The organism is Denitrobaculum tricleocarpae, assembly GCF_007004665.1.
Taxonomy (GTDB): domain Bacteria; phylum Pseudomonadota; class Alphaproteobacteria; order Kiloniellales; family Kiloniellaceae; genus Denitrobaculum; species Denitrobaculum tricleocarpae.
Map to the genome: position 1 here is coordinate 247,863 of NZ_ML660052.1, position 14,904 is coordinate 262,766.

A 14,904-nucleotide genomic window follows, 5' to 3' on the forward strand; every position below is an offset into this window, starting at 1 on the left:
GCAAGAGCCGCCCTTCATTCCGCGACGAGCGACCTGCTGGTATCCTAGTGGATGCTGGCCGGTTCCATGTTGTTCTGGCGTACCGTTACCACCGCAACTTCGCGTTCAGGTACACGGGCCACTTCTGTCCCATCGGCGGCGTGGATGGTGTAATACACTTGGCCGTCCGACTCTTGAGGCTTGATGTAAGCGACTTCATTGATCCCGAGAACGCGAAGATCATGAGTCGAAATGCTATTCGCGAATTCCAAAGAGTTCTGCATTTTACGTTACCTCCATCCTGGATCGTACCGCCCAGATGTTAACAAGCTCCATATATGGCGGCATTTGTGTGGGATTTTCCAAGTAAGGGCGTTCAGCTCTTTGGCTCGGAGTTTTCCAAGGTTTTCATATTCACCTGCTTTTGGTCGCCACCGTTGCGGATCGCAATGGTTTTGATGGCAGGTTCGGTCAGGGGCCATTCCAGGTCGATGTGCAGCAGGCCATTGTCGAGCGCGGCACCGCTGACCTCGACTCCGTCGGCGAGCACAAAACTGCGATGAAACTGGCGTGCCGCGATGCCGCGGTGGAGGTAGACACGGCCTTGCTCGTCGTTTTGCTTGCCGTGGATGACAAGTTGATTGCTTTCAATTTGAACTTGCATATCGTCGGTCGTAAAACCCGCAACGGCGAGCGTAATCCTCAGCCGATTGTCCGCAAGTTTTTCAACGTTGTAAGGCGGATATCCGTCCGATGCAGTCTTCGAAATCCGGTCTATAGCTTGTTCGAACTGCTCGAAACCAAGCATTAACGGGCTGTTGAATAGAGACATCCGTGTCATCTACCAGCGTCCTCCTCTCCCATGAGCAAGGGCTGTGGTGTTTTTCCTTGGACCTGCCATGCAGCATCCGGTGTCATGGCGTCTGCATTCCAGCACGGCGCCTACTTCCTATTTGGGAGGTTTTTCCTCATGATCAAGCTCTGTTACTGCGGATACGCTGGCAGGTTGCCGCCGGCGCCGGCGTGAGAGATATTTCAGTTGTGTTCCTGCAATCTAAGGATTGCGGAAATTATCCCCAGTTTGGGTGCGGAATTGCTTCAATCAGAAACTATCTTTTGTTGTCATGACCTTAGCGGTCTTCAAGCTAAATTATAGTTACTGAAACCTTTCGATTAACGCTTTGTTAACCCCAGATAAGGTAGGTTAAGTGATCGAACATACTACATCTTGTGGATAAGGCTGTGGATAAGATGCTAAAGAATAAATTTAATCAATCTCTTAGTCCCTATCTCAATCGACCCCTGCGCAGCCTTCACGAGGTCCTTGGTAACCGACTTGAAACTCAGCCGGCGGGCCGAGACGAGCCCAGTGTGAATTGCACGCGGGGCGATCTCCGGAAACAGCCGGAAAACGCGCAAGACTCAGCTGTTTAGATAGCGGACGATTTTACGTTGTCGGCGCTATCGCCGGTCTGAGTTTTGGCAGTTGCATGCCCCGCATTGATCGCGTTTCGATCTGCCAGACCCCGAAACATCAGTGCTTTAGCCCGAAGTTTCGATTGCTCCCCGCGTTGTGGTCTCACGCCATCATCATAAGCACCAATACAGATGAGAGGACTCAGCCCCCTGAGGCGCGGCCCCGGGAGACGACTGGCGTTTAACCTCCGCCGATGGGGTTGCCTGTGCTTTGACGGGTTCGATAAGGGTTGTCGCGTCTGATGAGGCAAGTTAGGACATGCTTATGCGCGGCTCTCTATCTTCCCTGAAACGATTTTTTTCCGGCACCAGTGCCTCTTCCCGAGGTGGCTTTCGGGTTCCTGAGGGGCAGCGGGTTTACGCGATCGGTGACATTCACGGCCGTGCCGACTTGCTCACCGAGCTTCACAGTCAAATCCTCGACGACCATCAGGCTGCCGGAGGGCGCAACTCAGCGGTGGCCGTTTACCTGGGCGACTACATTGATCGTGGCACGGAAAGCCGGAAGGTCATAGACCTGCTGCTTGACGAACCCTTAGCAGGCCTGGAGTCGGTGCACCTCAAGGGTAACCATGAGGAGGCGATGCTCAGATTTCTCGAGCATCCTGCAATCGGCCCGCAGTGGTTCGGCTTTGGCGGAGAGGCCACGGTCATGAGTTACGGTGCTAAAGCGCCAAGGTCTCTGGATGATAAAGCCTACTACGCAGAGCTCTCTGACCAAATGCGGGCATGCGTGCCTTCGCGGCATAAAGCCTTCCTGGAAGGGCTCAAGCTACAGTATCGTGCGGGAGACTATCTTTTTGTCCACGCTGGGATCCGCCCGGGCTGTCCGTTGGAAGAACAAGATCCCGACGATCTGCTTTGGATTCGAAGCGAGTTTTTGAATTCCCGCGTCGATCACGGTGTGATGGTCGTTCACGGACATACACCGACAGCGCGTCCTGATGTACGCAGCAATCGAATCGGTATTGACACGGGGGCGTTCGCGTCTGGTGCCCTGACCTGCCTTGTTCTGGAAGGTAGCGCCAAGCGGTTCCTCTCGACATCGTTAAGGCGTTGATCTAACAAAACTTGTTGTTCCGCTCGAGATATTCGACAAAGTCCGCAACCGCTCATGAGACGGCGATGAGCGGTTACGTAAAGAATATCTTAAAGTTCGCAGTGCTAGGCCTGGACCGCCGTTATTGGGTGGCCTGGCCGATTCTTTTAACCTAAGCTGCCGATAATTATGGTGGTTTTCTGCCAAAACCGGGCAATTAATCGTTTCTCAGGGCCTCGACTGCGTAACGAGGTTGATATATACAGACAGTTGTTTACGCACGGATTCGGGTGTCTTACGCGCATCTGGGGGGTCTGATTGTTCTTAAAGGCGCAGCAGCAAACGCGGAGCATATGAGCAAAGCGATATCATCTGACCGTTGTTTGCGGTCTGTCGCTCGGGGGTTTTTGTTGGGTGGGGTCAGTGCTACGGCGTTGAGTCTGTCTTTTGGTAGCCTGGCGTCTGCAACAGAGCAGGTCACAGATCCACAGGAAAACCTTGCAAATCAAGCGGCTCAGAAACCTGCCGGCACGCTGTACGGCGGCGAAGTGGCGTCTCCTGACTATCTGATCGGGCCGGGCGACGTCGTGGAACTTCTGGTTTTGCGCAACCCTGACCTTTCCGGCGTTTATACCGTGCGCCCTGATGGCCGGGTTTCGACACCACTGATCGAGGATTTGATGGTTGTCGGGCACACCCCGACAACTCTGTCCCGAGAGCTGGAAGAGAAACTCAGCGTTTACATTCAGGACCCGGTCGTAACGGTCATCGTGCGCAGTTTCTCCGGCGACCTGCGCCAGCAGATCCGGGTTGTCGGCGAGGCCCAGCAACCTCAGGCTGTCGCCTTTCGCGACCGTATGACCGCCCTGGATGTCTTGATTGCCGTCGGTGGTCTTTCGAGCAATGCGGACGGCAACTCAGCGGTCTTGCTGCGGCGCGAGGGCGACACGCGGCGTCAGATCCCTCTGCGGCTCGATGATCTGGTCGACGACGGCGACTCGACTGCGAACATTGCCATGGCGCCGGGTGATGTCATCATCATCCCCGAGGGCTTTTTCTCCGGTGACTGGCGTGTCACGCCGACAATCTCGTTCCAGGAAACCTTTAGCGATAACGTTGACCAGGACCCCGACGGTGAAGAGGAATCAGCGTTTATCAGCACCGTCAGGCCCGGAATTACATTTTTCGCCAATGCGGCAAGAATCAACTGGGCCTTTTCAGGTAACGTCGCACTGCGCCAGCAGAACGGTGGAGATGACGAGGGCGCTGACGCGGATGTCGACTTGAACAGTTCGGGGACTGTCGAGCTCTTCAATGATCTTTTCTTCATTGATGGTAATGCATCTGTGAGTCAGGAGGTGCTGACCAGCGAAGGATCCTCTTCCGGATCCGACGACAACACTTCGAACCGTGAGACGGTCCAGAATTACCGCCTGAGCCCCTATGTGACCAACCGGCTTGGCGATTTTGCGCGGATGGAGTCCCGCTACACCTTCTCTCAGGTTTTCGTCGATTCGGACGATGCGTCCGATACCTCGACTCACGAAGGACGTTTAAGCCTGAACAGCGGACCTGACTTCACGCAGTTTTCCTGGGGACTGTCGGCCTCTGCCTCGGAAGCGATGTCATCGGATGACGACGATGTCTCACGCCGCGACGTGAACTTTTCGACGACCTATGCCGTTACGCGCTCCTTTTTCTTAATCGGATCGGTCGGCTATCAAGAGTTCGATGATGGCGATAACGACAACGAAGTCGATGATCCGACTTGGCGCACGGCCGCCCGCTGGCAGCCGAGTTCCCGTACGCAGCTGGAGGTTGGCTACGGCCAGCGCGATAACGAAGTCAGTTTTGACGGCGACCTGCGATATAACATAACGCCGCGCACGACCCTGAGCGCAAGCTACTCCGAAGTTCTGCGAACGTCCCAGGAGGCGTTGGGCCAGAATTTTGATAACATTGCATTCGATCCAGACACGGGACAGTTCGTTAATACTGAGACTGGCCAGGTGGTCAACTCGGCGAACGACGTTCCTTTTGACATAGATGATGAAACCACGCGCGTTAAAACTTTCCGTGCCGGGATCAACGGTTCGCGTGATCGCGATAGTTTCGGCCTCAATTTCCGTGCCAATCTCGAAGACAACGACAACGACGACGACGAGTCGGAATATGGGGTTGTCGCGAACTGGGGCCGCACCCTCAACAATCGCACGAGCGTCAACACGTCTGGCGAGTATGAGTACAACGATCTGGGTAACAGCATCGAGAACGAATATACTTTCCGAGCGGGCTTGAACTACAGCGTCTTCACAAACATTTCTGCGAACGTCAATTATACCTTCCGGCTTCGTGAATCCGACGAAAGCTCAAGCGATGAGTTTTTGGAAAACACCATTTCCGTTGGATTAAGCGCGACCTTCTAACAGCTCTTCCGGAGATACTTCACGCGGAATGAGCTGGCGGCGGTGTTGACGACTGTGGGTGTATTGATTTCACTGAACTGAAGTTCGAAAAAAGACAGCAGACAAGAAAACGGCCGGCCCCTTGATGCAGACGCCGGCCGTTTTTTTCGTATCCTGACCTTTGCTCGGCCTGGCAGTTTTTTAGATAACGATGTCGCTATTGGGGTCGTTGCCGACCGTCAGAGTGTCGGTGATGCCGGTCAGGGTCACAGTGAAATCCGTGGCGCCGTCGACGGTGATCACTGTGTTGCCACCATCCTCTTCCACGGTCACGCTGTCTTTGCGGTCGGCATCGTCAATACCCAGGGCATCCAGAAGAGCTTCCAGATTGACCTGATCTTCGCCGATGGTGAAATCCTGAATGATATCGTTGCCGTCGAAGTCCAACTCGTCACCGTTGTCACGGGCGCCAAACGCGAAGACGTCGTTGCCTTCACCGCCGATGAGAATATCGTCACCACCGAGCCCGATAATCAGGTCGTTTCCGGCGCCGCCGTTAAGGACGTTCTGTCCGTTGTGACCCTCGACGATGTCGAAGTCATCGCCGCCATTTGCCGCGGCATCCGTGGTCACGTCGACATTGATGTCGCCACCGACCTGTTCGCCCGACGCATCGTTGGTGACCTTCAGTGTGATGTCGTCGTCATTGTTATGGCCCTTGTCCAGTGGCGCAGAGAGAGTAACCTCCCAAATGTGTTCGCCGGTCTCGGGGTCTATATCCGGTTCGCCGATCGAGACATATCCGTTTTCGTCCCCTTCGACTTCCAGCGTCAGGTCCTGATTGATCTGATTCAGTCCTTTCTCGATGGCTTCAACAAGATCGCTGCTATCTGCCTCGAGCGGAACTCGGACACCAACCTGCAGATCTTCGATCAGATTGTCGTAGAACTCATTAATGACATCGGCACCCTCAACGCCAGGGGCGACCAAGAAGATCGGAATGATACCCGAAACCTGAAGGTTGGTCCTTAACTGCTCCATGAAAGCCGCGTTGTTTGTATCGTGCGAAGTTGCGTCCGTAAGGATAACGACGACTTTTGCGGATCCACTGCGGAAACCAAAATCAGACGAGGTTCCGCCATCATTATCTTCTGCACGCGCCGCATCTTTTGCGACTTCGTTCAAGGCGAAGAGTTGCTTTTCGGGGTTGTCGCCACCGAGCCCGGTTGCTTCGTCACTGTCAGGGTCCCCGGCAAACAGCTCGTCATATGCTGCGCCTTCACCCGCAGGTTCATTGGGATTGCCCGGTGCATCTGTCGGCACACCGTCGAGCCGTTCGCCGCCCTCGCCTGGAGCCAGGTCGAGGTGATGCCGGAACGCATACTGGCCAAGTTCAAGGGAGCCAGCGTCCCGGTCCGGATCGTCACCCTCGGTTATTTCATCACGGAAACTACCGAGACCGAACTGAACGTCGCCGGCCAAGCCCTCAACCCCGTTGACCAGATCGTCCAGCAGCCCGAGATCTCCGGCGTCACTGCTGGCATTCTGATCGCCGCGAACCTCCGGCAGGTCGTCTCGGAAAGAGCCTGAAAGATCCTGCAGCAGATAAAGGTCGAGGACGTCAGGCAAATCCGGGTCAGCGGTGACGGTAAAGGTCACGTCGCTGTTGGGGTAGAGCTCGACATTTACGTCGAAGGGATCAGTCGCTGTCCCATCTGCACCGTCTACGTCGTATGTATCGACGCCACCAACGATTTGGCTCAATAGCTCTTCGCGCAGCGGACTTGAATCCGGCACTTCGACAATGCTCTGCACACTGACGTCCTTGCCGATGGTCACATCGACGGTGGTCTGTTCACTCAAGCCATCGGGGGTCGTAACGGTGTAGGTAAACTGAACCGTTGTCTCAGTGACGCCGGCTGCCGGTGTGAAGACAATCTGGTCGTCCACGATAACGGCGGTGCCCAATGCGGGATCGAAATCAACGCTTTCAAGCGTCAGGGGCAGCCCTTCAGAATGGCTGTCGTTCGCCAGCACGTCGATAGTCACCGAGGTTTCAGGGGCGTTGGCATCGCCCTCGCGGTTTGGCCTGATATCTCCAACGTCCGGCTCGACCGTGAGCACGCCAGGAAGACCGTTCTCGAAGTCGATCGTGACAACGGCGCCGTCACTGGTCAGACCGTCAGAATCGGTTGTAAAGTAAGTAAAGCGGACACTCTCAGGGAGTTCGGGGCGTTCGGCATCGCCGCCGTTTAACGGCAGGAAGTAGCGCACCTCATTCGCTGTGGTTATTTCGGCCCGTTCGGTTCCGATATCTGCCGGGCCCAGGACAGTGTCGAAAATGCCGTCACCGTTGGTGTCGATGGCGAGGAAACCTTCTTCAGGCAGGCTGGTGATAGTGAAGTTCTCAGTGGTGCCGTCTTCCACGTCTGTGCCGCGGATATTGTCGTCGGGTGACTCCTCGAATCCGACCTGGAATTCGAAAAAGAATCCAGGCACTTCTTCTTCCAGCCCGATATCCAAAACGCCTTCAGTGACATTGGGGGCGGTCGGCGAGTTTGGGCCGAAATTGCGTTCTGCAGTCACCGAGATATCGAAATCGACCGGCGCAAATAGTTCGCTGGGCGGCGGCGGTGGCGGGGGGACGTCGTCAAGGACGTCCGACGTCAGATCAAGGGCTAATCCGGGCTCGGGATCGGGCAGACCGAAGACCAGAGCGGTTGGTGGAATGACGTCCTGCGCCAGCAGCAAGTCGATGGCGCTGCCCAGATCATCGTCATAGACATTGTTGCCGCCGCCGACCGCAACTTCCCCCGCCGCGGTCTCGAAGGGAATAGGATCGCCGTTACCCCCGCCCAGCGCGATCGTCTGGGTCACAAGCAAGCCGCTGCTGACAACCTGTCCGCCGATGACGAATTGCGGCGGGTTTTCCGAGCCGGCCTGATCGACCAGGTTCAGGAAGACCACGCGGGTGTCTATTGCACCATCACCGTCGCCATCGAAGCTCAAAACGAAGTTGGCGCCGTCGACCGCGATGAAGGTCTCATCCGCGGCCATGGTCAAGAGAACCGGTTGGCCGGCTTCCAGGCTGATCTCTTGGGTTTGCCCGGTTGCCGGCTGCGTTACGACAAGGGGTTCGGGCGCGGCAGCCTGACCAAGCGCAATTGCAGTTGCTGTGCCTGTTTCGACAGATGCATCCGTGCGCTGGCTGTCCAACTCGCTTTTCTCGGACGTTTCCGTAGACGACAGGTTCGATTGCTGCTCAGTCATGCCGATTGACCTTTCCCAGATCGCGTTGAAATCCCTTTGAACATTCAGGCTCAACAACGCTTTGGTTAACACCAGATTAACAGTGGCCAGAGTGTGGGGATGTACGCGAATGCCGTCAACGCGTTCGCAAGGTAAAGCTATATAAATATGTGTGATTTTAGTTAATGTGCTGGAGAGTATTCGGCCAAGTAAGGGATTATAAAATCATTTGTTGATAGTGAGATAGCATGCGAATCTCAGCTGCCGGGTTCAGGGACGGTCCCGGCGCTTTGCGATCGTTGAGGGAACTCAAACAGGCCTTCGGGTGCACAACCGATGATGATCCGACCGATGAGGACGACGACTCTGTGCCGACTGACAAAAGAGGCCGGACCGCTTGTGCGGCTGACGGGGGTTGGACCGTGACCGCGCGAATCATCACCGTGGCGAACCTCAAGGGGGGCGTCGGCAAATCCAACATTGCGGTCAATCTTGCCTGCGAACTGGGAGGCGGGTCACGACGGGTCGCACTGGTGGACGCGGATCCGCAAGGCACGTCCACTCACTGGATGTCCAGGGGACGCTATCCCGCGAAAATCTATACTATTCCGCTGGAGGATGAGCGCGGAGCACAACGTTGGATGACGAAGGTGCTGTCGATCGAAAGCGACTTCGTATTGATCGATTGCCCGGCGCATTCCCGTGCCGTCACCGAGACAGCCCTGGGACTCTCGCGGCTTGCGATCATTCCCCTCACGGCTTCGGGTCCGGATCTGATTGCAACCACCAATGTTCTGAACCTGATCGAGACCTCGCGATCGATCCGTGACAGCAATGACCTCAGTTTCTTGCTGGTCCCCTCGAAAATCGACCACCGCACGGGCGCGGGACGTCGGATTGGCGATGTTTTACGCCACCTGGGCGACGTCGTTGGTCCCGAGGTGCGCCAGCGCACCGCCTTTGTCGATGCTTTTGGCGAACGCAAATGGATTGGCGACTTCGCACCAAAGAGCGATGCCAGGCTTGATATTGTAAATCTGGCCAATGCGGTTTTGGCTAAACTGGAGGAGATAGAGCGCTTTTCCGAGGATAATCCGGCTGCCCGGGTGTCTTAGGTATTAAAATCCTTGACCAATTCTCTGTCTGGTCTGACTTTAACCTCATTAAACCAACGTTGATTTGCCGGCCACGGCTTTACCACCACCTCACGTTTGTAATTTGTTTGTCCCTTGACGTTTGCCGCGTTAACGGGGGATTAGAAGCTCAAACACTAAAACAATGGGTCTTCGTCCTGCTACGCCGGACGGACCGCACCGAATGTATCCGGGATTTGACACTGCTATGCTGACTTCAGAAAAGATTGCCGTTATCGGTCTGGGCTATGTTGGACTGCCATTGGCGGTCGCTTTCGCGAAACACTTCGAGACCGTCATCGGCATCGATATCGACAGCCGCCGGATCGCGGCCCTGCGTGCACACGAGGATTGGACGGGAGAGGTCACGTCTGAAAATCTGGCGGCGTCTTCCATCCGGTTCACCGACACCGCGGCTGATCTTGAAGGTGCGACGTTTTTTGCGATCACGGTCCCGACGCCGGTTGACGGCGACCGGCGCCCGGATTTAGGCGCGGTGAAAGGCGCCTGCCGAATGATTGCACCCTACTTGAAGCCAGGTGCTGTCGTCGTGCTGGAGTCAACGGTCTATCCCGGTGTGACTGAAGACATCTGCGGCCCGATCCTTGCCGAGGCCTCGAGACTGCGTCAGGGGGTCGATTTCAAGCTGGGCTACTCGCCGGAGCGGATTAATCCGGGCGATACGGAGCATGGTCTCGAGGCCATTGTGAAAGTCGTTTCGGGAGAAGACGCCGAGACTCTCGACCGGGTGGCAGCGGCTTACGGCAGCTTCGCGGCCGCCGGTGTCCATCGGGCGCCGTCGATCAAGGTCGCCGAGTCAGCCAAGGTTATCGAAAACACCCAGCGCGATCTGAATATCGCCCTGATGAACGAGCTCTCCATTATCTTCGAGCGTCTGGAAATCTCGACCAGGGATGTCCTGGCTGCTGCTGCGACCAAGTGGAATTTCCTTAAGTTCACACCTGGACTTGTCGGCGGACACTGCATCGGAGTCGATCCCTACTATCTGACGGCACGCGCAGAGGCGGTGGGTTATCATCCGGAAGTCATTTTGGCGGGGCGCCGCATTAATGACGGGATGGGGGCGTTCCTGGCGCGCAAGCTCATTAAAATGCTGCTCGCGAGCGACCGGATGTCGGCCAGCGCGCGGATCGGCATTTTAGGCCTGACCTTCAAGGAGAATGTGCCCGACATCCGCAACAGTAAGGTCCCCGACATTGTGACCGAGTTGCGGGAGTTCAGTCTCGAGCCTCTTATTTTCGACCCCTTTGTAACGCCTGAACTGGCCGAAGAGGAGTTTGGCCTGACCGTCTCCCCAGAGGGTGATCTGCGGGAACTCGATGGCCTGATCCTGGCTGTGTCGCATGAAGAGTTTTTAAACAGCGGTACGGCCGCGCTCACCGATCGCTTGAAGCCGGGCGGCATACTGATTGATGTCAAATCGGTGCTCGATGACAGTCAACTGAGGTCCGACGTTCAATACTGGGGACTGTAAGTCTGGGTTTTGCACCCGATGAGAGCTTTCCGTGGGTCGTTAAGCCAGCACCCAGCCTAGTATTGTCGTGGCCTTTTGCCTATATCTTAGGCGCTGCCAAGATGTAGGTCATTGAAAAGCTTAAGTAAGTCATGAAGTAACTTACATCTTCTGGATGGTAAGTTGCCTCTTCACGCTCTTGTGATCATAATCAGCCAGCGTGTTTCCGGGGGGGGAACGTAGTGTGCTGACAAAAAAACAATGACCGCGAGTCTCGTGTCGCGGCACTTGGGTGTAGGCGATATATTTCCGTATGTTCAACTCGAGACCGCTGACGGGCGGTCGCGGGTGCTGGCTCAATTCGCTGGCCGGCCCTTGCTTGTGCACCTTTGTGCCGCACAGCCAGTCGGGGCAGATGCGGGGAAGTCCTCATTCCTATCTTCGCTCTTTGAAATTTGTCAGGATCTGTCAAATCTGAACGTAAAGCTGATTCTAATTGCCAGGACGTCTGATCAGCCGCGCGACGCTCCGCCTCTCGGCGGTTCAAATTCAAATCCGGATTATGAGTGGCTAAAAGATGCCAACGGCTCCGTCGCTTCCGCCTTCAATCTCCGCGAAGTCGGGTCGACTCTGCTACTGAACGAAAACCAGCGCGTTGTGGGCGTGTTTGATCCTCGCGCGGATTCGCTCGAGAAAGCGGATATTCTCTCAGCGGTCCGGTCGCTGTTGCCGGAGCGGCCGGGCTTTTCAGAAGCCAGAACACATGCGCCGGTCTTGCGCGTCCCGAGCGTATTTGACCCGTCCTGCTGCAGGCATCTTATTGATATCTTCGAAAATTCTGCTCATCAGCCCTCGGGCTTCAACGAGCAAAGGCAGGATGGGACGCCACTCGTATTCGATGACAAGGTCAAGAAGCGCCGCGATTTCGTGGTTGAGAGTAAAACCGCCTTAGCCGAACAAATCAGAGTGATCTACCTGCGTCGCATCGTGCCGGAGATCGCGAAAGCCTTCCACTTCGAGGTGAAGTCGCACGAGGCTTTCAAGCTTGCGCGTTACGACGCTGAGGATAGGGGCTTTTTCCGTGCGCACCGTGATAACACCAGTAGCGTCAATGCCCATCGGCGCTTCGCCGTGTCGATCAACCTCAATACGGAGGAGCATGAGGGCGGACACCTGATCTTCCCGGAGTATTGCAATGCCGGCTACCGGCCCGCAACTGGTGAAGCGGTGGTGTTCTGTTGTTCCCTGCTTCATGAGGCGCGGCCGGTCACGAAAGGCAGCCGCTACGTTCAGCTGGCGTTTCTTTACTGATCATGCCATCTGAGCCAAGCCTCGAAGCCATTCTCCAACTCTTGCGGTCCACCCGAGAACCAAATCCGGGACAACAGCGCTCCTGTCACGGAGTTGAACGTTTCATGCTCCGATTCTTGCTGCTGGCGCGCCGCAAAGCCATATAGTTTGCTCACGCAGTTATATCTCAACGCAGTGCAGGTAAATGTCCGAACTCATAACGTCTTTCCGGCAGTTGATAGATCCGGTGCCGCCCGAAAAGTTCTTTCAAGACTATTGCCATAAGCGCCCTGTGCACATTCCGGGACAGGCGGGAAAGTTCGGCTCGGTCATGAGTTGGGATGATCTTAACGGGATCCTTGATATGGCAGTGTGGAGCGCTCGCTCGCTGCAGTTATCGCTCGACAGACAGCGTATTCCACCTGCTGCCTACTGCCGCAACACCATGGATCGTAACCAGATGCAGGTGCTGCAACCGGATGCCGACAAGCTGCTCGGGTTCCTGAAACGCGGCGCATCGTTGCTTTTGAATGAGATTGAGACTCTGCATCCGGGTGTTCGCTCGGTCATGGAGGTCATTGAGGCCGCCCACGGGGGGCGCGGAAATGCTAACCTCTATTGTTCCTGGAAGCAACGTCAGGCTTTCGATTCGCATTTTGACAGGCATGAGGTCTATGCGCTTCAAATCCTGGGCGAAAAGCGTTGGCAAATATACGAGGGACGAGCAGAAAACCCCATCGAGCATCCCGCCTTCCTGAATATGCCACAGTCGGAGTACGACCGCATGAAGGGTCGGGTCGCCGATGAGGTCGTCATGCGACCGGGCGATCTTCTCTATCTTCCGCGCGGGCAGTTCCACGATGCACTGGCCAGCAGCGACGCCTCACTTCACGTGACTTTCAGCTGTAGCGAACCGATCGGACTGGAGTGGCTGACAAAACTCTGGGAGCTCGCGGTGCGTGACCCTCTCTTTCGCGCAGACCTGCCTCAATGCAGAAACGCCGATGATGAAGAGCTCTTTGCCCAACACCTGGAACGTCTCTCGAGCCGTTTCCAGGAGATTGCTCAAGGGCCGGAGGGGGTGCAACTCGCGAGGCAACTACGCAACGGCTTTTCCGTCAAGCGCCCCAGTTTCTCTTTGCCGCAGTTTGAGCCGCCGGTCAGGTTTCAGGTCCTGCGCGACGGTTTGCGGGTGGTGCGGCGCGGGAAGCAATGGATTGCTCAGGCAGAAGGTTTCAAGTCGGTTCAGCCGGACGATGACGGCCCGCTTGTCAGCTGGATGCTGGAACAGACCCGATTCGATAAGCCCGCTCTCGAGACGGCATTCCCGGAGGTTGATGAAGTTAAGCTCGATCAACTCCTGGGGCGGCTCTGTTCCGAGAAAATTATCGAGCAACTGGCCTAAAAAGGGGCTGGTGCGGCGGGCTCGACAAGAAGTGAACTGATTCAACCCCTGATTCGCCGCGAGGAAGCGGACTCTTTGCTCGCTGCTGTGATATAGATGCTGGGGCAATAAAAATAGCAGTGCCGTTCATCCGATGTGACACGGAAACGACGCGCCGGATTGCGATTCCTCCCGACAGTTTCTGTCCATGGGCGGATCGCGATCCAGCTGAAAGAAGCAGAGGCTAAGTCATGTTTCTTCGCTGACCTGGCGGGAAACGATCGGTCTTGCAAGCGCAGATTTCGTGATCCTGACGGAAAGAGGACCAACGGCACCTAAGAGTACGGGGTGTGTGGACGTGGTGCGCAGATATAGAGCAGGTATTTCTTACTGCGGTATCCGACAGACGATCGGATGCGGTACGTGAGATCGAATCCTAAAACGGCCAATCTTGATGCGGCGGGACTGGCAAAAGCGAACCTGCCCAGCCTTGCAACGAGGCGTCGAAGGGCAAGCATAGCGCCGGATCTGGGCAGAATTCGGAGCCTTACCGCCCGTGTGATCGTGGCGGAACTTTGGCTTGCAATCGGCGTGGTTGCGTTACTCTCCAACCTGTCGGAACGGGATTTTGCTCTGGTGATTGCCGCCAGTACGCTTTTTGCGCTGCTACCCTCTCTTGTGTGGGTTTGTGATCCGGTTCGTGTCGTGGCCCGGTATGTCCTGACAGTCGGTTTCGTGGCGCAGTCGGTCCTTCTTGCCGTGATGTCACTCGAGACAGCCGGCTCGATCACCTATGGTATCTTCGCTTTTTCCCTGGTTCTCCTCGCGCAGATTGCCGGGTTTATCTGCTGGCGAAGCCTATTGGTCGCCGGGAGCCTACTGATCGCGGCTACGATCACCGTCGACTTTTGGCTAGCGAGTTCCGTAACACCCGTGGCTCTGCTTGCCGAGGGAGGTCGGACAAGCGAATTGCTGGGAGGGTTATTGCCCCTTTGGCTTCTCGTGTTGGGCGTGCTCCTGCCAATGACCTACCGCGTCGAGCGCGCTCTTGGGGAGGCGCATGCCTCTCGATTGGCAGCGCTGGAAGCGATGACCTCAGCGGTTGAGGACGCACGTTCCGTTGCATTGGACAAACGGCCCAACGCCCGCAGTACCGCCGCGGCTCTCAATCTGCGCCAAGCGGTTATCGATGCCGATATCGCAAACGGAAGCGGAGAAGAACGTTCTGTGGCCCACGATGTCTTACCGGGCGAGCAGGATCTGGCGCGGCAGTTGGCGTTTGGCCGCACTGGCAACACTGCGGCATCGCTGCAGGAAGAGGGGGATGAGGATCAGCACGGAGCGGGCAACTCCGTTCATCGCCAGCAGCAGATTTTAGCGCGGGCACTAGAGACACAGGATTCTCTGTAATCTCTCTGAATGCAGAAGCTTTCGCACAAAAGCAGGATCTCGCGCAAAAAGAGAGTTCCGCCGCT

10 protein-coding genes are annotated in these 14,904 nt (G+C 56.1%); 7 read left to right on the forward strand and 3 right to left on the reverse strand.

Going from position 1 to position 14,904, the window contains the following annotated elements; all coding sequences use genetic code 11:
* Positions 1-44: 44 nt before the first annotated feature.
* Together FKG95_RS01120 and FKG95_RS01125 are read right to left on the reverse strand one after the other, a co-directional pair.
* Positions 45-263 (reverse strand): DUF1150 family protein, encoded by a 219-nt coding sequence (locus FKG95_RS01120; RefSeq protein ID WP_142894321.1) that lies wholly within the window; start codon positions 261-263, stop codon positions 45-47.
* A 92-nt stretch (positions 264-355) separates the two neighbouring features.
* Positions 356-820, reverse strand: a complete 465-nt coding sequence (locus FKG95_RS01125; RefSeq protein WP_142894324.1) for an Hsp20 family protein — start codon at positions 818-820, stop codon at positions 356-358.
* Positions 821-1,720: 900 nt separating this feature from the next.
* On the opposite strand from FKG95_RS01125, the gene FKG95_RS01130 reads away from it, so the two are divergent.
* Both FKG95_RS01130 and FKG95_RS01135 read left to right on the forward strand, forming a co-directional pair.
* A complete protein-coding gene (locus FKG95_RS01130) occupies positions 1,721-2,515 on the forward strand; it encodes a metallophosphoesterase family protein (RefSeq protein WP_142894326.1) in 795 nt (264 codons plus the stop codon).
* A gap of 389 nt (positions 2,516-2,904) precedes the next feature.
* Entirely contained in the window at positions 2,905-4,920 is a 2,016-nt protein-coding gene (locus FKG95_RS01135) for an XrtA/PEP-CTERM system exopolysaccharide export protein (RefSeq protein WP_179953870.1), read from the forward strand.
* Positions 4,921-5,100: 180 nt separating this feature from the next.
* On the opposite strand, the gene FKG95_RS01140 is transcribed toward FKG95_RS01135, so the two are convergent.
* On the reverse strand, positions 5,101-8,169 hold the full coding sequence (locus FKG95_RS01140) for an Ig-like domain-containing protein (RefSeq protein WP_142894330.1): 3,069 nt from the start codon (positions 8,167-8,169) through the stop codon (positions 5,101-5,103).
* 401 nt (positions 8,170-8,570) lie between these two features.
* Between FKG95_RS01140 and FKG95_RS01145 the strand changes: the two genes are divergently transcribed.
* The 5 genes from FKG95_RS01145 to FKG95_RS01165 all read left to right on the forward strand — a co-directional run bounded on the left by FKG95_RS01145 (position 8,571) and on the right by FKG95_RS01165 (position 14,839).
* Positions 8,571-9,263, forward strand: coding sequence for a ParA family protein (locus FKG95_RS01145; RefSeq protein WP_179953871.1), 693 nt, complete (start codon positions 8,571-8,573; stop codon positions 9,261-9,263).
* Between the two features lie 226 nt (positions 9,264-9,489).
* The gene (locus tag FKG95_RS01150; RefSeq protein ID WP_142894334.1) at positions 9,490-10,776 is read left to right on the forward strand and encodes a nucleotide sugar dehydrogenase; all 1,287 of its coding nucleotides are present in this window, start codon (positions 9,490-9,492) and stop codon (positions 10,774-10,776) included.
* Between the two features lie 240 nt (positions 10,777-11,016).
* Positions 11,017-12,066, forward strand: coding sequence for a 2OG-Fe(II) oxygenase (locus FKG95_RS01155; protein ID WP_142894336.1), 1,050 nt, complete (start codon positions 11,017-11,019; stop codon positions 12,064-12,066).
* Positions 12,067-12,250: 184 nt separating this feature from the next.
* Positions 12,251-13,450, forward strand: a complete 1,200-nt coding sequence (locus FKG95_RS01160) for a JmjC domain-containing protein (protein WP_142894338.1) — start codon at positions 12,251-12,253, stop codon at positions 13,448-13,450.
* A gap of 402 nt (positions 13,451-13,852) precedes the next feature.
* Entirely contained in the window at positions 13,853-14,839 is a 987-nt protein-coding gene (locus tag FKG95_RS01165) for a hypothetical protein (protein ID WP_142894340.1), read from the forward strand.
* Positions 14,840-14,904: the final 65 nt, after the last annotated feature.